Raw genomic sequence first — 21,597 nt, 5'->3', positions numbered from 1 at the left:
GCGCGACGCGCGCCGCAACCGCGATTGCGGCCTTGCGTGATTCATGCTGCGGCACAGGATCGCCGGCCCGCAAGAATGCGAAACCCCCGCGGGATGAACCTGCGGGGGCAGAACGGGAAAGCTTTGCGACCTGACAGCGTCAGGCGGCGCGGGCTGTCAGAACCGCATCGACACGCTTCTGCGCGCCAGCCTCGTCCATACCACTGACCGCGGCGACCTCACGGGTCAGGCGGTCCAAGGCCGCTTCGTAAAGCTGGCGTTCGGAATAGGATTGTTCACGCTGATCGTCATTGCGATGCAGATCGCGCACCACCTCGGCAATCGACATCAGATCGCCCGAATTGATCTTCTGTTCGTATTCCTGCGCGCGACGCGACCACATTGCCCGCTTGACCCGCGCCTTCCCCTTCAGCGTTTCCAGCGCGCGATCGACCAGATCGGGGGTGGAAAGGCCGCGCATGCCGATTTCGGTCGCACGGGCGGTCGGCACGCGCAGCGTCATCTTGTCCTTTTCAAAGGAAATGACGAACATCTCGAGCCGCAAGCCGGCAACTTCCTGCTCTTCGATCGAGACGATACGGCCAACCCCGTGGGTCGGATAAACCACGAAATCATCGGGACGGAATTCGGTCTTTTTCGCTTTCGACATTGCGCTTCCTTCGCACTGCACCCATTGGGGCACAAAAGAACCCATAAGGCGGGACTTTCCCCCCTTGCGGGCCACCAATTCTGAACCTGCATCCCCGGCCGGGCAGACGGCCGGGACAACCATAGGCGCCACCCGGCTACTGGCAGCAGCCGGTCGGCGCCCTTGTTGCCGGACCATAGCACAGAAAAAGACGCATTACAAAGGTTGGCAGAAAGCGTGCAGTCACCAGCCGCACCACCAAATTCCGCTTGTAATTCAGCGGGTTTGGCGCCAGTTCACCCTTTTGAGACATCGCTCGGCCGCGAATCGCGGCATTTTGCGGCAAAGCTCAATCGCCGCTGCCCGGTGCTTCGGAGAAGTATTTTTCCAGCTTGTTGGGCACGCCGTCCATTTCCTGATAGCCGGGCATCGGATCCTTCTTGCGCGTGATAACCGGCCATTGTTCGGCATACTTGCGGTTGAATTCGACCCAGGATTCCATGTCCGGCTCGGTATCGGGGCGGATGGCGTCGGCGGGGCATTCCGGTTCGCACACGCCGCAATCGATGCATTCATCAGGATGAATGACCAACGTGTTTTCGCCTTCGTAGAAACAGTCCACGGGGCACACCTCAACACAATCGGTGTATTTGCACATGATGCAGTTATCGGTGACGACGTAGGTCATGGCGCGCTATTCCTGTTTCCTGTGCGCTAGTTACGCCCATGGGGGGCATCATGCAAGGGCGGCAGGTCCGAAAAGACCCTTTGCGGCAACAAGACGCGGTTGCGCAAACCCTGTTCCACGCCAAAGCCGCCGCGACGAACAGATTCCCGCAATCCGGCTACAGGGCCAGCTCTTCGTAAAGCATTGCCGCCTCGCTGGCCGAGCCGCGCCTTGCGCCGGTCAGCAGCAAACGCAGCACACGCACCCGCCCATGCGCCGCCACGGTGATGGTATCGCCGGTGCGCACCAGATGCGAGGGTTTGCTGCACGGTTGGCCATTCACGCGAATCCCCCCTTCGCTGATGGCGTCGGCAGCGATCGTGCGGGTGCGAAACAGCCTGGCATGATGCAGCCAGCGGTCCAGGCGAATGGCGCCGCTGGCTGCACTTGTGTGGGGATCGCTCACGGCTTGTTCTTCAACGCAGCCAGGATCGCAAAGGGACTGTCGGGATCGACCGGTTTTTCAGCGCGGGGTGGACGCGCCTCGAAGGATTTTGGCCCTTCATGACGCGGTTTGCCTTTGGGGCCGTCATGACGCGGCTTGCCTTTCCCACCCCGCTCGGGACGATCGCCGCGCATGTCCTCGCGACGTTTGCCTTCGGCCGGTTTGGCGTCGCGGCGCGGCTTGCCATCCTCGCGGTCGCGGTGAGCGGGGCGCTCGCCCTGCCCGCGGCCCTGTGCGCCGCCGCTGCGTTCGCCGCGATCCGGCCGCCGCTGCCCCCCACGCGGACGCGGGGCCCAGGTAAAGGTGTAGAACACCTCGGTTTCGGGGGCTGCATCCGGCGCAGCTGCTGCGCCCTCGCCCGCCTCGGCCTCGGTGGCCTTGCGCGCGGCCTGCTCGGCCTCCCAGCGGGCGCGAGTCTCGGCCGCCAGGACACTTTCCTCTTCCGTCAGCGGATGGTCGTGGTCGGTGGCCTCGGGCACGGCGGCACGCTCTGAAACCGCGGTCAGCCGGGACTTGGGCCGCTCGCCCCGCTCGGCGCGATAGCCCAGCCCCTGCATCAGCCCTGCGAACTGCTCAAGGGTCATGCCGGTGATCGACAGCATGTCGGCATTGGCCTCGAACCCGCCGCGGGTGTCCTGGCTGCGCAACATGTCGGCCAGCCGTTCCAGCATGTCGATGCGGATCGCACGTTCACCCGCCGGATGATAACCCGACAGCGTGTAATACCCCTTGGGCACGTCGGGCAGGTTCGGGATCGTCACCAATCCCGGAGGCGGGCTTTCCGGGAACTCGGCCAGGCCCTGATCCAGACCCCACAGCACCAGCCGCAGCCGGGTTGGCGCGGGCTTCAGCAGTGCCTGCTGAAAGATGGTGAACTGGCCAAAGCGCACGCCATGCTTGCGCAGCAGGCCGCGGGCATCCTGATCCAGTTCCTTGACCTCGGCGGCGACTCCTTCGCGCGGCAACACGCCCAGCGCCTCGACCAGGCGGAAGGCAAAGCCGCGCGCCAGCCCCGACAGCGATTCGTCGTTTTTCAGCGCGATCAGCGGCTCGAATGCGGTGGCGATCTTGCGGTCGATGAAATGCTGCAGCCGGCGGCGCACCTTTTCGGCGACCTCGGGGCCGGCCTCGTCATCGACAAAAGCCTCGACGCCGGGCTTCAGGGGCTCGGACCCCTTGACCAGCTTGCCCACGGCCGAGCTGCCCCACATCAGACCGCCCTGCTCTGTGAAATCGAGTTCCGTGTCGGGGGCGTTGTAGAACCGATCCGCCCGCAAATGGAATTCCGGTTTCAGCGCCTCGTAGGCGGCGCGGGTCAGCATCCGCGCCTCGTCCCCGGTTGCGCTGGGATCGGCGCGAAAGCGAAAGCCTTCCAGTCGGCCGGCAAATTCGCCCTCGACCGTCACTTCGCCCTTGTCGTTCACCTCGGCCAAAAGGCTCTCCTTCTGTTTGAGCCGGCGCAGCAGCACTGAAGTGCGCCGGTCCACGAATCTTTGCGTCAGTGCCGCATGCAATGCGTCCGACAAGCGGTCTTCTACCGCGCGCGTTTCGGCGCGCCAATGGCTTTCGTCCGAAACCCATCCCGAACGCTGCGCGACATAGGTCCAGGTGCGGATGAACGCCAGACGCTTGGACAATGTGTCGATGTCGCCCTGGGTCTTGTCAATGCGCGCGATCTGGCCTGCAAGCCAGTCGTCGGGCACCTGCCCTTCGCGGACAAAGCCGTGGATGCGCGCCAGCAACGTCGCATGTTCCGCCGGCGAGATCGACCGGAAATCGGGAATGCGACAGACGTCCCACAGCAGCCGCAGGTCGCGCGGATGGTGCAGTCGGTCGCGAACTTCGGGCATGGCGGCCAGGGCCTTGAGCGCGCGCAGGTCGTCCGCCTCGCGCCCGCGGGTCAGCCATTCGGATTGCGGGCTGGTCTCGAGGCTGGCAATCAGCCGGTCCAGCGTGCCGAACTCCAGCGCGTCGTTGCGCCACATCAGCCGGCCGATCGGGGCAAAGCGGTGGTTCTCGATCGCGTCGATCAGGCCGTCGTCAAGGCCGCCGGCATCGCCGGTGACGCCAAAGGTGCCGGGTTCGGTGTGACGGCCGGCGCGACCGGCGATCTGGCCCAGTTCATGGGGAAACAACGGGCGAAAGCGGCGGCCGTCGAATTTTTCGGTGGCCGAGAACGCAACGTGGCGGATGTCGAGGTTCAACCCCATGCCGATTGCATCGGTCGCGACAAGATAATCGACCTCGCCCCCCTGATACAGCGCGACCTGCGCATTGCGCGTGCGCGGCGACAACGCGCCCATCACCACCGCGCAGCCGCCCTTTTGTCGCCGGATCAGCTCGGCCGTGGCATAGACCTCTTCGACCGAAAAGCAGACGATGGCCGAACGCGGCGCCATGCGGCTGATCTTTTTCGATCCGGCCCAGGACAGGGTGGAAAATCGTTCGCGCCGCATGAACTGCGCCTGCGGCACCAGCGCGGCGATGGCCGGGCGCATGGTGTCGCTGCCCAGCAGCAGCGTTTCGTGGCGCCCGCGCATGTTCAGCAACCGGTCGGTGAAGACATGACCACGTTCGGGATCGGCGCATAGCTGGATTTCATCGATGGCGACGAAATCGGCCCCGACCTCGGGCATGGCCTCGGTGGTGGCGACCCAGTATTGCACGCGGTCTGGCACGATGCGCTCTTCGCCGGTGACCAGCGCCACGACGCTGGGGCCGCGGGCCTTGACGATGCGGTCGTAAACCTCGCGCGCCAGCAGTCGCAGCGGCAGGCCGATAACTCCGGTGCGATGGGCAAGCATCCGGTCGATGGCGTAATGGGTCTTGCCGGTGTTGGTCGGGCCCAGAACGGCCGTGACCCGCGATCTGTCATTCATCAGGCGTCCGTGCCTTGCAGTTCCTGTTCCAGACGCGTGACGGCATCGCGCGCATCCTGCTGGTGGGGATGGATCTTCAGGCTGGCGCGCAAGGCGCGCAGTGCTGCCTGACGCTGCCCCAGTTCGTCCAGAATGGCGCCCAGCTGCGTCAGCGCAGGGAAGTGGCGCGGCTCGATCCGCAGCGCCTGCTGCAGATCCGCCAGTGCCGGGCCAAGATCGCCGTCCATATACAGCGCCACCGCCCGCAGGTGCCAGCCGGCGGCGAAATCGGGGGCGTGATCGGTCAACGCAGTCAGGTGGCCGATCGCCGTGACCGTATCGCCTGCGTCCAGCGCCGCCTCGCCCCGTTTATAGAGCAGATCCATCGCCGCCGAGCCTGACCGGGACCACAGGCGCAAGATGTCGCTTTCGGCCCGCGACCAGGTTTCCCCCTGCGGCTGGCCCAATTCGGCGAACAAGGCGTCCAGTTCGGCGCGCGTCTGCGCCTGGGCCTGCACCGTCGGCTCGGATGGCAGCGCAGGTTGGGCACGCAAATCGCTCTGCGCCAAGGGTGATTCGGGCCTGACGGGCGGCTGACCCTCGGGCAAGGCAGATTGACCCAGGGTCGGGCCCGGCAGGCTCAGCCCCAGAATTAACCATGCCGCAACGACATTGTGGGAATGTGGGACTGGCCAACGCATAAGCACTATGTAACTTTCCAACCCAAACTTTTCCAGACTCCGGGGAGATCACAGATGAGCAAGGTTGTCGAAGGCGCCGTCGCCGCGCTGGATGCAAAGGCCAAGGGATTTGACGGCACCGCGAAATTCGTCATCGAGGGCGAAGGTAGCGTCTACATCGATGCATCCGGCGCCCGCGCCGCCGATGACGAGGCCGAGGTGACGTTGACCGCCAGCCGCGACACGTTCGAGGGGCTCTTGTCGGGCGATGTCAGCCCCACCGTTGCCTTCATGACCGGCAAGCTGCGCGTGGACGGGTCGATGGCCACAGCGATGAAGCTGGGCGCCCTGCTGTCCTGAGCGGTGACGCCGGCGCCGTTCCACCGACTGCCGGGCGATCCGCCGGCCCGCGCCCGCGCCTTCTGGCTGCGGGCCGAGGATGGCGTGCGCCTGCGCGCCGCCCATTGGCCGGCCGAAGCTGCACAGGGCACGGTCCTGCTGTTCCCCGGTCGAACGGAGTATGTCGAAAAATACGATGAGCTTGCCGGCCAGCTGGCTTCGGCCGGCTATCACGTTCTGGCCATCGACTGGCGTGGCCAGGGTCTTTCGGACCGTTTGCAGACCAATGTGCGCCCCGGCCATGTCGGGGCGTTTTCGCATTATCAGCGCGATGTGGTCGAACTGGTGATCGCGGCCCAGGAACTGGGCCTGCCCGAGCCCTGGCATCTTTTCGCCCATTCCATGGGCGGTGCCCTGGGACTGGCCGCGCTGGACGCGGGTCTGCCGGTGCGCAGTGTGGTGTTTTCCGCGCCGATGTGGGGGATCAATCTGGGGCGGGTGCCGGAATGGCTGGTGCTGACCATGACTCGGGCTGCTGCGCGGCTTGGATGGGGCGGACGCGCCGCGCCAGGCTCGGGGGGCGAGGAAAGCTTTGTCCTGATGGACCCGTTTCTCGGCAATCTGCTGACCGGCGATGGCCGGCGCTGGGGGCGGCTCGTGGCCGAGGCTGCCACCTGGCCCGATGTCTCTATTGGCGGTGCCAGTCATGACTGGCTGCGCGAAGCGCTGCTGGAGTGTCGCCGCCTGGCAACCCTGGCCAGCCCCGACCTGCCCGCCCTGATTGCGCTAGGCCTGGCCGAGGGCGTGGTCTCACCCGCCGCGATCCGCGACCGTGCCAGACGCTGGCCAACCGCCCAGCTGCTGGAACTGCCCGATTGCCGGCACGAGCCCGCCATGGAACGCGACGAAATCAGGGAAGTGTTCGTCAAGGCAACCATCGCGCATTTCAACGCATCGGCCGGCTGATCGGTCAAATTTCCGTCCCCTGTCTTGCAGCCCGGCCAACTTGGGCGCAAATCTGGGCCGACCAGACAAGGACGGACCATGACACGCTTTGCCAGCCTGATGCCGAACCGCGACCTGCCCCGCGACGAAAACGCCCTGCCGGTGGCCGCACCTGCGGCCGATCTGGGCGATCTGCCGGAATGGGATCTGCGGGATCTTTACGCGGCACCCGATGCGCCGGAACTGGCCCGTGACCTCGACCGGCTGGATAATGTGTGCGCCGAATTTGCCCGCGACTATCAGGGGCGTCTGGCCGAGCTGGACGCGCCTCAGATGCTGGCCTGCATCGAGCGCTATCAGCAGATCGACATTCTGGCCGGTCGGCTGATGTCCTATGTCGGGCTGCGCTATTACCAGAACACCACCGACGCCCAGCGTGCCAAGCAGATGGGCGACCTGCAGGATCGCATTACCAATGCGACGACGGCGCTGGTGTTCTTCAGTCTGGAATTCAACCGTATCCCGGATGCCCGCTACGAGGCGATCTTTGCCGCCGCGGACGGCCCCGCCCGCTACAAGCCGGTGACCGACCGCATGCGCGCCATGCGCCCCTATCAGCTGTCGGACGAACTGGAACGCTTTTTGCACGACAATTCCGTGGTGGGCGCCGCGGCCTGGAACCGGCTGTTCGACGAAACCACCGCGGCGCTGACCTTCGACGTGCAGGGCGAGGTGCTGGGGCTTGAGGCGACGCTCAACCTGCTGACCGATCACGACCGCAGCCGGCGCGAGGCGGGTGCCCGTGCCCTCGCGCGCGTCTTTGGCCAGAACGTCAAGCTGTTTGCCCGCATCCACAACACCCTGGCCAAGGAAAAGGCGATCGAGGACAAATGGCGCAAGATGCCGACCCCGCAGACGGCGCGGCATCTGTCGAACCATGTCGAACCCGAGGTGGTCGAGGCGCTGCGCAATGCCGTCACCCGCGCCTATCCGCGCCTGTCGCATCGTTATTACGCGCTGAAGGCACGCTGGCTGGGGCTGGACAAGTTGCAGGTCTGGGACCGGAACGCCCCCCTGCCAAGCGAAAGCCCGCGACTGATCCCCTGGGCCGAGGCGCGCGCCACCGTGCTGGATGCCTATGCCGGGTTTTCGCCGCGGCTGGCCGAACTGGCCCAGCCGTTCTTCGAGCGGGGCTGGATCGATGCGGCGGTCAAGCCAGGCAAGGCCCCGGGCGCCTTTGCCCATCCCACCGTCACCACAGTCCACCCCTATGTGCTGCTGAACTATCTGGGCAAACCCCGCGATGTGATGACGCTGGCCCATGAGCTGGGCCATGGCGTGCATCAACGCCTGGCGGCGGCACAGGGCGAATTGCTGGCGGCCACCCCGCTGACGCTGGCCGAAACCGCCAGCGTATTCGGCGAGATGCTGACCTTTCGCGCGCTGCTGGCCCGCACCTCCGACCCCGCCCAGCGCAAGGCGCTCTTGGCCGGCAAGGTCGAGGACATGATCAATACCGTCGTGCGCCAGATCGCCTTTTACGATTTCGAATGTCGCCTGCACGCCGCCCGCGCCCAGGGCGAACTGACGCCCGAGGATATCAACGCGCTGTGGATGGCGGTGCAGACCGAATCGCTGGGGCCGGCCTTCGAGTTCATGCCCGGCTATGAAACCTTCTGGACCTATGTGCCGCATTTCGTCCACTCGCCCTTCTATGTCTATGCCTATGCCTTTGGCGACGGGCTGGTGAACGCGCTTTACGCCGCCTATGAATCCGGCCTGCCGGATTTCCAGAGCAAGTATTTCGATCTGCTGGCGGCCGGCGGGTCGCGCCATCACAGGGAGCTGCTGGCACCCTTTGGGCTGGATGCCTCGGACCCGGCCTTCTGGGACAAGGGGTTGGCGATGATCGAAGGATTCATCGACGAGCTCGAGGCGATCGAGGCGTGATTATCCTGCACCCGCTGGGCCGTCACGAATGGGACCGGGTGGCGCATATAACGGTGGCCCCCGAACAGGAACCCTTTTTGCGGCGCCATCGCGGACCATTTCGAGGCGGATGAGCCAGGATGCGATTTTCACCTGATCGCCCGCGAGGATCTGGCGGTCGGGTTCTTCAAGATTGACCGCGATTATCCCGCGCGCTTCGACTTTGCCCGCCCGGGGGAACTGGGGCTGCGCGGCGTCATGATCGACCGCAATTCCCAGGGCCAGGGCATCGGCAAGGCGGCGATGACGGCACTGGGGCCTTATGTGGCGCGGCTTTAACCGGCCGCATCGGCGCTGGTGCTGACCGTCAATCAGGTCAATCCGGGGGCACGGGCGGTGTATCTGGCCGCCGGTTTTGTGGACGGGGGCGAAATGTATCACGGCGGCCGTATCGGGCCCCAGCACATCCTGCGATTGAGCCTGCGGGAATTTTCCATCGCCTGACCCTGCGGACTGTCCTATGATGTATGGCACGGTCACAAGGGGGGAAAGGAACAATGCGCGCTTTGCGCCGCTTGATGCTGGGCATCCTGACGCTGGCAGCGCTGGCGGCCGTGGTCGTGGTGATCTGGGGGCCGGGGTTCGTGGAACGAAGCCTCAACCCCGTCACTACCCCGACCTCGGGCTGGCCGGTGTCTCCCCAGGCCGAGGCGTTGCATGAACGGCTGGTGATCGGCGATCTGCATTCCGACGCACTGCTGTGGGATCGCGACCTTCTGAAACGCAGCCTGCGCGGCCACACCGACATACCGCGCCTTGCTGACGGCAATGTGGCGGTGCAGGTTTTCACCTCCGTCACCAAAAGCCCGCGCGGACAGAGCTACAGCCACAATGCCACTGACGCGCCCGACAATATCACCCCGTTGTTCATCGGCCAGTTGCGTCCGCTGGCGGCGTGGTTCGACCTGAAGGAACGGGCGCTCGTGCAGGCCGCCGCCCTGCAACGCGCGGCCGATCGCGCGCCCGACCGGCTGATGCTGATCCGTTCGGCGGCTGATCTGCAAACCCTGCTCGAGGCACGGCAGAACGGCGCCCGCACCGTCGGCGCGCTTCTGGGCAGCGAAGGCGCCCACCCGCTCAAGGGCGACATCGCCAATCTGCAAGTGCTTTACGGTGCCGGCTTCCGCCTGCTGGGGTTGACGCATTTCTTCGACAACGAACTGGGTGGCAGCCTGCATGGCCAGGCCGGAGCCAGCGCCGGGCTGTCGGATTTCGGCCGTCAGGTTGTGACCGAGATGATGCAGCGGCGCATGATCATCGATCTGGCCCATGCCAGCCCGCAAATGGTGCGCGATGTGCTGGCGATGCCGGGAACCCGCCCGATCCTGTCGCATACCGGCATCCACAGCCATTGTCCCAGCCCACGCAACCTGCCGGATGATCTGGTGCAGGCCATCGCCGCCCGCGGCGGGCTGATCGGCATCGGTTTCTGGGCCGATGTCGTGTGCGGCGACACACCTGCCGATATTGCCGCCGCGATTCGTGCCGCGATCGATCTGGTTGGGGTGGAACATGTGGCGCTCGGCTCGGATTACGACGGGTCTGTTGGCGTGCCCTTCGATGCGGCGGGGCTGGCGGCGCTGACGCAGGCGTTGCTGGACGCCGACCTGAGCGAAGATCAGATTGCGCAGGTGATGGGCGGCAACATGATGCGTTACCTTGCAGAAACGCTGTGAGCCGGCCTAACCTTCATCCGGAAAGAACAGGGGGCTTGAATGCTTACCATCTGGGGGGTCACCCGGTCGCGCGCATCGCGCATCATCTGGCTGTGCCACGAAATGGATCTGCCGTTTCGGCAGGTGCCGGTGATCCAGGCCTATCGTCTGGCCAACCCTGGTGCACCGGATGCGCCGCTGAATACGCAGTCGCCCGAATTCCTGCGCCTGTCACCCGCAGGCGGCATCCCGGTCATTCAGGACGGCGACCTGATCCTGTCGGAATCGCTGGCCTGCACCTTGCATCTGGCCCGCCGCCACGGCCAGCCCCTGGGGCCGGCCGATGCGGTCGAAGATGCCCAGATGCTGCAATGGAGTTTTTACGCCGCAACCTCGATCGAACCCGACGCCCTGACCATCCTGTTCGCGCACAGGCCCGGCCAGGCGCAGCCCGGCGCCGATCAGGCCGTGGTGGCCAATGCGGCCGAACGCCTGATCCGGCCGATGCGGGTGCTGGACGACCATCTGTCCAGGCACGATCACATAGTGGGCGGCCGCTTTACCGTGGCCGACATCAACGTTGCGGAAATCCTGCGCTATGCGCAGGGTTATGGCCCGCTGATGCAGCAGTTTCCGGCCGCCTCGGACTGGTTGACACGCTGTCAGTCGCGCCCCGCCTTTCAACGGATGTGGCAGGAACGTCTGGCCGAACCGGAATGATCGATCCGGGGCGGTCGCGGCGCAAGGGGCATCCCCAGGTCTGCCGCCCGTTTCGCCGCGACCCACTCATCACCCGGCCTTGCCGCAAGAACGGCAACGGAACAGCCGCCGCCTGCCCCGCCATCGCGCACCATCTAACCCCGCAATCAAAGCGCGCGCGCCGGCATCGTGACTTTGACATGGATCAAATCGCCGCTCTTTTGTCGCTTTTGCCTGCGGTTTTTGCCGATAGCGCTGCGACACGGCCCCTTGCCGCACCCCGCCGTGGCATGAGATAACCCCCGCCCAGACCCACAGGACAAGCAAGGTGCCATGGCCGACGATCTTTTCCCTACCGCAGACAGGGCAACCGAAAACTATTCGGCAGCCTCGATCGAGGTTCTGGAAGGGCTCGAGCCGGTGCGCAAACGCCCCGGCATGTATATCGGCGGCACCGACGAACGCGCCTTGCATCACCTGGTGGCGGAAATCCTCGACAACTCGATGGACGAGGCGGTGGCCGGACATGCCACCCGCATCGAGGTGGAACTGCTGGCCGATTTCAGCGTGGTGATCCGCGACAACGGCCGCGGCATCCCCATCGACCCGCATCCGAAGTTCCCCGGCAAATCGGCGCTCGAGGTGATCCTGTGCACGCTGCACGCCGGCGGCAAGTTTTCCGGCGATGCCTATCAGACCTCGGGCGGGTTGCACGGGGTCGGGGCCTCGGTCGTCAACGCGCTGTCGGACCGGATGGTGGTGCAGGTCGCCCGCAACAAGGAACTGTTCCAGCAATCCTTTTCCCGCGGCATCCCGCAGGGCCCGGTCGAGCGCATCGGCGCCGCGCCCAACCGCCGCGGCACCACCGTCACCTTTCACGCCGATGAACAGATCTTTGGCCACCACCGCTTCAAGCCCGCGCGCCTGCTGCGGATGGTGAAATCCAAGGCCTATCTGTTCAGTGGCGTCGAAATCCGCTGGAAGTCCGAAATCGACGACGGCGAAACCCCGTGCGAGGCCACCTTTCACTTCCCCGGCGGTCTGGCCGATTACCTTTCGGAAACGCTCAGCGGCGTTTCGACCTATGCCGAGCGTCCCTTTGCCGGCAGTGTCGATTTCAAGGAAAAGTTCAACACCCCCGGCAAGGTGGATTGGGCGATCAACTGGACGCCGGCGCGTGACGGCTTCATCCAGTCCTATTGCAATACCGTGCCCACCCCCGAAGGCGGTACCCATGAGGCCGGGTTCTGGTCGGCGATCCTGCGCGGCATCCGCGCCTATGGCGAAAGGATCAACAACAAGAAGGCCGCCAACATCACCCGCGACGACCTGCTGGCGGGGGGCTGCGCGCTGGTGTCCTGCTTCATCCGCGAACCGGAATTCGTCGGCCAGACCAAGGACCGGCTGGCCACGGTCGAGGCGCAGCGCCTTGTCGAAGGCGCGGTGCGCGACCATTTCGACAACTGGCTGGCCGCCGACACCAGATCGGCCGGCGCGATCCTGGATTTCCTGGTGCTGCGGGCCGAAGAACGTCTGCGCCGCAAACAGGAAAAGGAAACGCAGCGCAAATCCGCCACCAAGAAGCTGCGTCTGCCCGGCAAACTGGTCGATTGTTCCGCCAATAGCCGCGAGGGAACCGAGCTGTTCATCGTCGAAGGCGACAGCGCCGGCGGCAGCGCCAAGATGGCGCGCGAACGCACTACGCAGGCACTGTTGCCCCTGCGCGGCAAGATCCTGAACGTGCTGGGCGCGGCCAGTTCCAAGCTGGGCTCGAACCAGGAAATCAGCGACCTGTGCCAGGCGCTGGGGGTCGGCATGGGCTCGAAATTCAACATCGACGACCTTCGGTATGAAAAGATCATCATCATGACCGACGCCGATGTGGATGGCGCGCATATCGCCAGCCTGCTGATGACCTTCTTCTTTACCCAGATGCGGCCGCTGATCGACAAGGGGCACCTGTATCTGGCCTGTCCGCCGCTTTACCGCCTGACGCAGGGCGCGCACCGCGTCTATGTCTCGGACGATGCGGAAAAGGAACGGATTCTGGCCAAGGGCCTGGGCGGCAAGGGCAAGATCGACGTCCAGCGCTTCAAGGGGCTGGGCGAGATGGACGCCAAGGATCTCAAGGACACCACCATGAACCCCCGCACCCGCAAGCTGATCCGCGTGTCGATCGACGAGGACGAGGGCGGCGAAACCGGCGATCTGGTCGAGCGGCTGATGGGCAAGCGGCCCGAGCTGCGTTTCCAGTTCATTCAGGAAAACGCGCAATTCGCCGATACCGAGGAACTGGACGTTTGAACGCGCTGGCGGCGCCGCTGGCGATCTATGTCCTGGCGGCGGTGACGGAAATCGCCGGCTGCTTTGCCTTCTGGGCGTGGCTGCGGCTGGAACGATCGCCGCTGTGGCTCTTGCCCGGCATGCTGTCGCTGGCGCTGTTTGCCTGGCTTCTTACCCGGGTGCAGGTCGATTTTGCCGGTCGCGCCTATGCCGCCTATGGCGGTATCTATGTGCTGGCCTCGCTGGCGTGGTTGTGGCTGACCGAGGGGCAGGTGCCCACCCGCTGGGATCTGCTGGGCGGTGGGCTGTGCGTTCTTGGCGCGGTGGTGGTGCTGGCCGCGGCCAGATAGCGGCTCGCGCGACAGGGCGGTCGGGTCGGGCCCGGCCGAGGGACTCAGCCTGCCGCGGCGGGCGGGCGGTATTCGGCGCACAGCCGATCAAGCCGGCCCTGCCAGTCCCCTAGCTGCTTGCGACCGAACGGACCCGGGTCCACCAGCTGCACCTGACGGTGGCTGAACAATCCCCCGCGCGTGTTCAGCGCCGCCGTGCACAGCGCCACGGCCAGGTCGAATTTCTGCCGCGTCAGCCAGGGCCAGGCCTCGATGGGAAAGAAGGCGGGGAGCGACACTTCGTCATCGGTCGCGTCGGCCCGATCGGCCTCGCGCGGGTGGCGCTTGATGACGACGTTCAGCCCCGCCTGCGTCAGCCGGTCGCGGATCGTGCGATAGATAGCCTGCTTTTCGGCGGTCGAGCAGATGCCGACCTGATCCAGCGGCTGGGTCAGCAGCAGCGCTCCGCCCTGGCGCAAATCGGGCAGCGGCCCCTGCCAGAACAGCGCCGCGATATCGCGCGCCAGCTCGGGCGAAAGGCGCTGCATCAGCTGCGCCAGCCCCAGTTGCCGCGCCTTGGCCCGCAGACGCGGCGGCAGTGCCTGCGGGTCGTCCAGTTCGATGCGGTCGATCCAGGATTCCTCGCCCATGTAATGGCGCCGCGGCGACTTGCCGCTGGCCAGGCGCAACAGCGCCTTGCCGGGACCAAAGCGCAGGCTGTGATAGTTCAGCAGACCTTCCTCGCGCAGCACCAGGGTGTCGCAGCGCCGGCGCAGGGTCTTGGACAGGAAATTCCCCGACAGATAGATATGGGCGGTGCGGTAATGCGGCCCCAGCCAGGCGGGCGGCGCGTCGGCCGGCCGGCACAGGCCGCGCCCGCGCCGGAACGCCAGATTGCGGCGCAGCACCGCCGGCAGGAAACGCGGCAGATTGGCGAATTCGGCAATCGCCTCGCGGTCCGAGCGGACGCTGAGGGAAATGTCGGGGAATCGCCTCTGGATCGCCGCCCGCACATGGTCGGGCAAGGGCGCGGCATCGTCCAGATAGACGATCTGCGCCGGATGCCCCTGCCCCAGGGCCGAGGCCAGCGCCGCCAGCAGCGTCTGCGGGTTCGAGGGCAGATACAGGTCCGGCGCTGTCGCCCGGACGCCCCTATTGCGGAAAGTCATTGGTGTCGAAGCGCGGCAGAAGCAGCGGATCGTGATGGCCGATGCGGGCGGTTGCCACCTCGGTGGTCAGGCCGGCGCTGCAACCGCGGGCGCGCAGCACCTCGAGCAGGCTGTCGTTCCAGCCGCCATAGGGATAGCACATGACCCATTCCCGATCGACCGGCACGCCGATATCGCGCAGAAACGCCAGCGAACGGTCGATTTCCTGCGCCTGCTGCTCGGGGGAAATACGGTTCAACCACAGATGCTCTGCCCCGTGCGAACCGAAGTGCATGCCGCTGGCCTGCATCAGCCGCGCCTGATCCTCGGACAGGTAAAGCTCGGCGGCAAAGGCGGCCTCGTCGGCGGTGACGTGGCGCGCGAACAGGTCGCGGGCAATGTCATGGCGCATGTCCTCGGGCAGGACGGTTTGCAGCATCCGCTTGATATAGATGGTTTCGGCATCGTCGAACCGATTGGGTTGCGCCCATTCCGCGCGATAGGCTTCGACCGTATCCAGCCCGCGCGACGGACCTTCGGCACGGATGCGCGCGTCGATGGCCGCCCCCACCTGCGCGGGGTTGTCCAGCGTCGCCGCCAGGATGAAATGCACCCGGTTCACGTCCAGCAGCCGATGATCGCGGACGGGCGCCACCGGCGCATAAAAGCATCCCGACAGCCGGCGCTTGTGCAGTTCGGGGAACACAAGCTGGTAATGTTCCGCATAGCCGTCGTCAAAGGTCAGCAGCGCCGCATCGGGCGGCAATGGCTGATCGCCGCGCAGCGCGGCCAGCACCTCGGGCATGGTGACGATGTTGTGATTTCGCTGAAGGAAATCGAGCTGACGGCGAAAACCGGCCAGGTCAAGGCCGCGAATACCCGGGTATCGGCTGCGTGCGAAATCGCGCACATAGTGATACATCACGATCGTCAGGTCTTGTGCCATCGCGGCCCCATCGCTCAGTTCTATCGGCCTTTGAATTGGCATATAGCGCAGCGGAATGGCAGGGGGTATCCCTGCGCATCGTGTTTCGGAGTCGGGATCGGATGGTGCTGGGCAAGATCGGCCGGACGTTGCGTCACGAAGGGCTGCCGGGCCTGTGGATGCGGCTGCGCCATCCCAAAAGGTCGGGCGGCGCTGCGGCACTGACGCCGCAGCAGCAACTGCCGCTGCAACTGGATTGCCCGGGCGACGATCTGGCCCGCGCTCTGGCCGATGCGCTGGATCGCATCCTGGGTCAGCATTGGCAGGGCGCGGGTGAGGCCGCCACGATGCTGCGCATCGATCCGCCACCAACGCGGGCGCCCGGACAGGCGCAGACCGCGCTGGCCTTTACGCAGCCGGGATCGGTCCGGGCCTGGCTGACCGGGACCGACCCCGCTGCCGCCCGTCAATACGGCGCCGTGCTGGTTCCCGATCCGGCGTCGCTGACCCTGCTGCGACAGGCCGGCCTGGCCCAGGGGCGGCTGTTCCTGTGCCCGGCGCTGGGGCAGCCGCCCGGCCCGGCGCTGGCCGGCGATCTGGCGCGCTGGCTGGCCGCCGCCGGCCTGGCAGAGCCGAGCCATTTTTCCCCCGATTTGTTTCCCGCCCTGACCGGGTTGCGCCCCCGAGACCGCCTGTGTCTGAGCCTGCCGGAAAGCCTCGACCGTCGCGCCGGCTTTCAAACCCAGAGTCTGCCGGGGTTCCGCATCGTGGACGGCCTGCGCCTGCAACCCGGCTGGCAGGGCGCCGGGCACAGCCATGCCACCATTGCCCGCGCAGCCCTGACCTGCGACGCCGCCCCGATCTGGGTGTGCGAGGACGACATGCGCCCTGCCCCCGGTTTCGAGGCGCATCTGGCCGCGGTCGAGGCCTATCTGGACGGTCGTGACTGGGACATGTTTTCCGGCCTGCTGACCCATACGCCACCCGATTGCCGCATCCGGCATGTCGAGCGGCGCGGCGCGCTGACGTTTGTGCATCTGGACTATGCCACCGGGATGGTGCTGAACCTTTACAATCGTCGGGCGCTGGAACGGCTTGCGGCCTGGACGCCGGCGCAAGGTCAGTCCGAAACCGACACCGTCGATGCCTAGCTGTCGCGCCTGCCCGGATTGCGGGCGGTGACGACACTGCCGTTTCTGGCGCGGCACGACGATGCCGCCATGTCCACGGTGTTCGGCTTTGCCAATCGCCGCTACGCCAGCCTGATCCGGGCCAGCGAAAGCCGCCTGTCGCGCATGGCCGCCGAATGGTTGAAGCGTCCTCTTGCTTGTGACAAAAGGCCGCCACCACATTGCGGAGGGCCGCCGTTGACCACCAGACGCAGATGCATCCTGCATATCGGCACGATGAAAACCGGCACAACCACTGTTCAGGCATGGCTGAAACAGAATGCCGGCTGGCTTGCCGAGCAGGGATGGACCTATCCCGGGTGGCCGCTGCGCCATGCCGGGCTGATCGGTCAGGCGATACAAACCCTGCCCGCAGACGGCAACCTTGTGATCTCGGACGAAGGGCTCTGGCATTACAGCGGAAGCGCGCGCAGCGACACCGCAGCAATCGCCAAGGCGCTGGAGGATTTCGACGTCACGGTAATCGTCTATTTTCGGCGCCCCGATCATTTCCTGGAATCCTGGTTCAAGCAGGGGACCAAGAACGGGACCGGACAGGTTGATATTTCAGCTTTCCTGTCCGGCTTTGCCACAAGCAGCACCACGTTTCGCAATCGCCTGAACCGCTTTGCCACGCTGTTCGGCGATGACCGGTTGATCGTCGCCCCCTATGAACGGGCACAGATGCAGCAGGGCGACATCCTGGCGGATTTCCTGCACCGCACCGGCCTGCCGCAGCCGCCCGCCGATCTTGGGGCCAAGGAAAAACTGCGAGAAAACGTCTCGCCGGGGTCGGATACCATCCTGCTGGCAGGGCTGATGCGGCAGGTTTTTGGCTTGGATCAGGACCGTATCGACCAGATCCTGACGCTGGTGCCGGTGGAAAACATTGCGCGCGCCCGTCACAGCCTGTTCACCCGGGAGGAGGTTGCCGCCATCCGCGCCGATTATCGCCCGGTGTTTGCCGAAATCCAGCAGCGCTTCGGCAGCGGCGCCGCGCCGGACTTCTTTCTGGATTGGGGCGATGACGATGACCTGCCCCCGGTCAGTCCGCTGCGACTGGCCTATGACGGCTATCTGGCCCACCCGGCCGAGCCCGACTCTACTGCCGCGGAATGACGTGACCCCATGCGTGCCCTGACCCAGCAATTGCTGCTGAATATCCGACAGCTACGGCAGATGTCGGCCCAGGATCGGCGACAGGCCATCAAGCGTCGTCTTGGCCCCAAGCTGACGAACCGCATCGTCGCCTTTCGCGCCGAACGTGAGCTGGCGCGGCTGCGCCGCATCGAACGCCGTCAGGGTATGGCGGCAGCGCATCGGGCCTTGTGGCTGCGCATGGCCCCGCGTCGCGGCTGGCTGGCGGTGCAGAACCGCATCCAGGCCCTGGTCCAGACCGCCCCGCAGGAAATCGAGCCGCTCGTCGCTACGGGGTTACGGCTCAGCAGCGATCCGCTGGCGCTGGTCGGGATGGCGCAACATCCGATCTCTGCCCCCGCCTTGGCGCGCGTCCTGGCCGAGGAACGCGTCGCCCCCTGGCCCGAGATTGCCGAGCGCATGGCCAATCGCGCCGATTACGCGGCAGCCTTTCTGGTGGCGACCGCCATGACCGGCGATGACGCCGCCCTCGCTCACGCCCGCGCCCGGGTGCCGGATGTGGTGGGCGAACCCTTCCTGCAATTCATCGAAAGCTTCGGTCAGCGTCCGGCGGCATTGCCCGAACAGATCGATCCCATCCTGCGCGGCCTGCGCCACAGCGGCTTGCGGCAGAAAGTCCGCCACCGGCTGGTCATCGCCGAGAATTTCCAGGATCCCGACACCTTCCTGCCGCTGCTGGCCGGCACCGACAAGGTGACGCTGCTGGGGCTGGATGACACCTTCGGCAAGGCGGTGTTTTCCGGATATTCCGACTACCCCGGCGTGGGGGAGATCGTCGTCGAACACATCCGTTCGCGCATCACCCGCTTTTCCGCGCATTACGTCGATGCCCACAGCCGCAGCCGCGATGCCGCCATCGAACTGGCGGGCATCGTCGACAGTGTCCCGGGTCTGGTTCCCCAGGGCGATCTGCCGCATATTGAACTGGCCATCGCCGACCACCTTTTCTTTCAACTGCTGCGCCTGCGCGCGATCGAGGAATTGCTGTCCGATCCCGATTTCGACCATATCGTGATCGCGACCCGCAACCATGTCCCGGCCTCGGGCTTCGTGTTGCTGCTTTCGGGAATCGAGGGGTTGACCCGCGACCCACGGGTGGAACTGATGTCGCTGGCGCGCAGTGTCAGCCAGCGCATCAGTTTTTCGGCCCTGCTGCCCGCGATCCTGACCGGTCCCCGCCCGCCGCGCACGGCCGAGGCATGGTTGCCGCCGGTGTCTGAACTGGCCGCGCAGCTGTGGCGCAATGCCCGTGCGATGTCGGCAACCCTGCCCGACCATGCCGTGCCGGTGCCGCCGGGGACCGAGAGTCGCGGAACTGCGCTGGTGTTCGCCACCAGCAATACCGCCTATGACATGTCCACCGCGCGCTATGCGGCCGCGCTGGCGGTCGAATACCCCACCGCCTTTGCGATCTGCGGCGGCACCGCGGGACATATTCAGCGCGAACTTAGCCAGACCGAAATCGCAACGGGCACGATTCCCTTCCACCTGCTGCGTCGGGAATACCTGCCTGGCCCCACGGCTTTCGCCCGCTGGATGATGGGTCAGGTCAACCTGTTCTGCGAAGCGCGCGGGGCTGGCGATCCCATTGCCCATGTCATCAAATGCGGCCCCTCGCGACTGGTCACCAACATCATCCAGTCGCAGGTGATGCATGGCCAGGTGCTGGAAACCTGGTTCGCGCGCATGGCGGCCCAAGGCGGCTTGCCCGATGTGATCCTGCTGTCGGCGGCGCGCGCGCCTTCGGTCTCGCAGGTGACGGCGACCGCGCGCCGGCACGGGGTGCCGACGCTGATGCTGGAGGCGCATGGGCTGAACGCGAATTACTGCCGCTATGCCAAGGTCAGCGCCGATTACTATGGGCCGATCTCGGAACAGTTCCGGCGCGACGCGGCGCAGGGTTTTGCCATCGGACCTGAACGCAGCCGGGTGCTGGGCACGCCGCGCATCATCGCCAGCCCCGGTCGTGACAAGGCCGAGGCCCGCGCCGAAATCGCTGCAATCCTGGAGCGTGACTTTCCGCAACGCCCCGGCGGGGTGGTCAGTTTTTTCAGCCAACCGTCGAACTGGTCGCATGTCGCAGGCGTGTGGCAGATGATCCTGCAAGCTGCGCAGGATCTGGATTTGCAGGTGCTGTTGAAGCCCCACCCGGAGGAAACCGCCTCGCGCGTTGGGCAGTATGACGCCATCGCCCGCCAGTTGAATGCCCGGGACCGGGTCGAACTGATCACCGACCTGCGCCCCGAACCGGTGATCGAGGCCTCGGACGCGCTGCTGACCGGCTATAGCGCGGCGGCGCTGGATGCTGCGGTGATGGGGCGGCCCGTGATCTGCGTGACGTTGGGCGAGGCACGCTATCCGGTCGACCAGCACGAAATCGCCCGCGCCCCGTTGGTCGGTGATCTGGCCAGCCTGCAAGAGGCCCTGCGCCGCGCCCTGAAGACCTCCAGCAGCGACGCCTATGCCGCCTTTCTGGCGGCCGAGCCGCAATTTGCCGAAGGCCCCGATCAGCGCCTGCGCGATTTCGTTGCCGATATCCTGGCGCAGCCGCAGCCGCGCCCCCTGGCCGACATTCCCCGGCACCTGTTTCTGGACCCGCCGCACCCGACCTACACGGTCTGACGGCGGCCCGGCCCGAAGCAGGCCGGTGACGCGCCGCGCTGCCGCTCAGCCCCGCAGCAGGGCCAACGCCTCGCGCGCGAACAGCCGGTGCCCCTCGCTCGCCAGATGCATCCCGTCGGCCAAAAGGGCATCCAGATGCTGGGCCTGCCAGATATGGCGGTCCACATCGAAAAGCAGCGCGCCGTTCGTGCGCGCGGCCTCCATGATGCGCAGGTTGTAGCTGGCGAAGTTCAGGTTGATGAACGGCGTGCCGGGCCAGGACCGCACCGGCGGCAGGATGATGGTGGCCAGCACCACCCGCCCCGCCTTGCGAGCGCGCAGCAGCGCCAGAATCGCGTGCAGATTGGCCGAGAACCGTTCGGGCGCCACATAATGCCGCGCCGGCAGATCGGTCAGGATGGCGCGGCGATAACGACGTGAAAATTCGACCACCCGCTGGTTCAGTTCGAGCGACAGCAGATCCAGCGCCAGTCGTTCCTGTTCCAGAAACATCCGGTTCGCGCAATCGTTCAGCCCGACGTGGATCAGCACATCACCCTCGGCCCCCAGGGTCGGGTCGGCCTCAAGCTCCTGGCGCACGTGATCGGTGGTGAAAAATCGCTGGCACAGGCTCGAGATGCTGCGGTCGGGCAAGGCATCGGCGATCAGTTCCGGATAGACGCGATCCTCTTGCGGGGCGGCGCCACGCGGCACGGGCCGCGGCAGGCCAAGCGAGTCGGCAAAGATCACCAGTCCCCGTCCGCTGGACCGTCGCGCGGCGATGGCGCGGCGGTGACGCTCGCGCTCTTCGCGATAGACCTTTTCGTTGCGCGCCACGATCGCGGCCAGAACCCCGGGTTCGGGCAGGTCGACCACCAGCGCCCGCGCCAGGGCGAATGCCTGCACCGCTGGCCGCAGCGCGCCCGCTTGCGCCAGGCTTTCGGCGCGGTCCATGGCCTCGGCGATCTGGGCCTGCTTTTGGGCTTCAAGCTTTTGCGCCATCATGATCTCCTTGCCCT

Annotated in this window: 20 protein-coding genes; 12 read left to right on the top strand and 8 right to left on the bottom strand. The window is 65.9% G+C overall.

The features are described from left to right. Positions 1-139 precede the first annotated feature (139 nt). The 5 genes from GB880_RS11130 to GB880_RS11110 form a co-directional block, all read right to left on the bottom strand. Entirely contained in the window at positions 140-649 is a 510-nt protein-coding gene (locus GB880_RS11130) for a CarD family transcriptional regulator (protein ID WP_154494211.1), read from the bottom strand. 328 nt (positions 650-977) lie between these two features. Next, positions 978-1,316 (bottom strand): ferredoxin FdxA, encoded by a 339-nt coding sequence (gene fdxA, locus GB880_RS11125; RefSeq protein WP_154494212.1) that lies wholly within the window; start codon positions 1,314-1,316, stop codon positions 978-980. Positions 1,317-1,473: 157 nt separating this feature from the next. After that, positions 1,474-1,761, bottom strand: a complete 288-nt coding sequence (locus tag GB880_RS11120) for an RNA-binding S4 domain-containing protein (protein WP_263467138.1) — start codon at positions 1,759-1,761, stop codon at positions 1,474-1,476. Beyond that, positions 1,758-4,679 (bottom strand): helicase-related protein, encoded by a 2,922-nt coding sequence (locus GB880_RS11115; RefSeq protein WP_263467137.1) that lies wholly within the window; start codon positions 4,677-4,679, stop codon positions 1,758-1,760. The genes GB880_RS11120 and GB880_RS11115 overlap by 4 nt, the downstream gene beginning before the upstream one ends. Beyond that, positions 4,679-5,227, bottom strand: a complete 549-nt coding sequence (locus tag GB880_RS11110; RefSeq protein ID WP_154494051.1) for a hypothetical protein — start codon at positions 5,225-5,227, stop codon at positions 4,679-4,681. Before GB880_RS11110 ends, GB880_RS11115 begins: the two co-directional genes overlap by 1 nt. Positions 5,228-5,413: 186 nt before the next feature. On the opposite strand from GB880_RS11110, the gene GB880_RS11105 reads away from it, so the two are divergent. The 9 genes from GB880_RS11105 to GB880_RS11065 all read left to right on the top strand — a co-directional run bounded on the left by GB880_RS11105 (position 5,414) and on the right by GB880_RS11065 (position 13,598). Next, positions 5,414-5,698, top strand: a complete 285-nt coding sequence (locus tag GB880_RS11105) for an SCP2 sterol-binding domain-containing protein (protein WP_154494052.1) — start codon at positions 5,414-5,416, stop codon at positions 5,696-5,698. Positions 5,699-5,701: 3 nt separating this feature from the next. Continuing rightward, positions 5,702-6,643, top strand: coding sequence for an alpha/beta fold hydrolase (locus GB880_RS11100; RefSeq protein ID WP_263467136.1), 942 nt, complete (start codon positions 5,702-5,704; stop codon positions 6,641-6,643). Between the two features lie 99 nt (positions 6,644-6,742). Beyond that, the gene (locus GB880_RS11095) at positions 6,743-8,572 is read left to right on the top strand and encodes a M3 family oligoendopeptidase (protein ID WP_154494060.1); all 1,830 of its coding nucleotides are present in this window, start codon (positions 6,743-6,745) and stop codon (positions 8,570-8,572) included. Positions 8,573-8,659: 87 nt separating this feature from the next. After that, on the top strand, positions 8,660-8,890 hold the full coding sequence (locus tag GB880_RS11090; protein WP_327077759.1) for a GNAT family N-acetyltransferase: 231 nt from the start codon (positions 8,660-8,662) through the stop codon (positions 8,888-8,890). An 18-nt stretch (positions 8,891-8,908) separates the two neighbouring features. Next, complete coding sequence (locus tag GB880_RS11085; RefSeq protein ID WP_229774434.1) at positions 8,909-9,055, top strand: hypothetical protein; 147 nt, start codon at positions 8,909-8,911, stop codon at positions 9,053-9,055. 53 nt (positions 9,056-9,108) lie between these two features. Beyond that, complete coding sequence (locus GB880_RS11080; protein ID WP_154494053.1) at positions 9,109-10,287, top strand: dipeptidase; 1,179 nt, start codon at positions 9,109-9,111, stop codon at positions 10,285-10,287. 39 nt (positions 10,288-10,326) lie between these two features. Next, positions 10,327-10,986 carry a glutathione S-transferase family protein gene (locus GB880_RS11075; RefSeq protein WP_154494054.1) on the top strand — a complete coding sequence of 220 codons (660 nt, stop codon included), beginning with the start codon at positions 10,327-10,329 and terminating at the stop codon, positions 10,984-10,986. Between the two features lie 312 nt (positions 10,987-11,298). Continuing rightward, positions 11,299-13,269 (top strand): DNA topoisomerase IV subunit B, encoded by a 1,971-nt coding sequence (gene parE, locus GB880_RS11070; protein ID WP_154494055.1) that lies wholly within the window; start codon positions 11,299-11,301, stop codon positions 13,267-13,269. A 5-nt stretch (positions 13,270-13,274) separates the two neighbouring features. Beyond that, complete coding sequence (locus tag GB880_RS11065) at positions 13,275-13,598, top strand: YnfA family protein (protein ID WP_154494061.1); 324 nt, start codon at positions 13,275-13,277, stop codon at positions 13,596-13,598. Between the two features lie 44 nt (positions 13,599-13,642). On the opposite strand, the gene GB880_RS11060 is transcribed toward GB880_RS11065, so the two are convergent. After that, positions 13,643-14,746, bottom strand: a complete 1,104-nt coding sequence (locus GB880_RS11060; RefSeq protein ID WP_154494056.1) for a polysialyltransferase family glycosyltransferase — start codon at positions 14,744-14,746, stop codon at positions 13,643-13,645. After that, positions 14,730-15,671 carry a polysaccharide deacetylase family protein gene (locus GB880_RS11055; RefSeq protein ID WP_195840829.1) on the bottom strand — a complete coding sequence of 314 codons (942 nt, stop codon included), beginning with the start codon at positions 15,669-15,671 and terminating at the stop codon, positions 14,730-14,732. The genes GB880_RS11060 and GB880_RS11055 overlap by 17 nt, the downstream gene beginning before the upstream one ends. 101 nt (positions 15,672-15,772) lie before the next feature. On the opposite strand from GB880_RS11055, the gene GB880_RS11050 reads away from it, so the two are divergent. The 3 genes from GB880_RS11050 to GB880_RS11040 are packed head-to-tail and all read left to right on the top strand — an operon-like array spanning position 15,773 to position 20,599. Then, entirely contained in the window at positions 15,773-16,801 is a 1,029-nt protein-coding gene (locus GB880_RS11050; RefSeq protein WP_263467135.1) for a hypothetical protein, read from the top strand. Between the two features lie 27 nt (positions 16,802-16,828). Further along, entirely contained in the window at positions 16,829-17,938 is a 1,110-nt protein-coding gene (locus tag GB880_RS11045; protein ID WP_263467134.1) for a hypothetical protein, read from the top strand. 9 nt (positions 17,939-17,947) lie between these two features. Beyond that, the gene (locus GB880_RS11040; RefSeq protein ID WP_154494384.1) at positions 17,948-20,599 is read left to right on the top strand and encodes a hypothetical protein; all 2,652 of its coding nucleotides are present in this window, start codon (positions 17,948-17,950) and stop codon (positions 20,597-20,599) included. Between the two features lie 45 nt (positions 20,600-20,644). On the opposite strand, the gene GB880_RS11035 is transcribed toward GB880_RS11040, so the two are convergent. After that, the gene (locus GB880_RS11035) at positions 20,645-21,583 is read right to left on the bottom strand and encodes an SGNH/GDSL hydrolase family protein (RefSeq protein ID WP_195841264.1); all 939 of its coding nucleotides are present in this window, start codon (positions 21,581-21,583) and stop codon (positions 20,645-20,647) included. Between the last annotated feature and the right edge of the window lie 14 nt (positions 21,584-21,597).

Source organism: Paracoccus sp. SMMA_5_TC (assembly GCF_009696685.2).
GTDB lineage: Bacteria > Pseudomonadota > Alphaproteobacteria > Rhodobacterales > Rhodobacteraceae > Paracoccus.
Note: the sequence above shows the minus strand (reverse complement) of the source record. Positions and strands in the feature narration are given on the sequence as shown.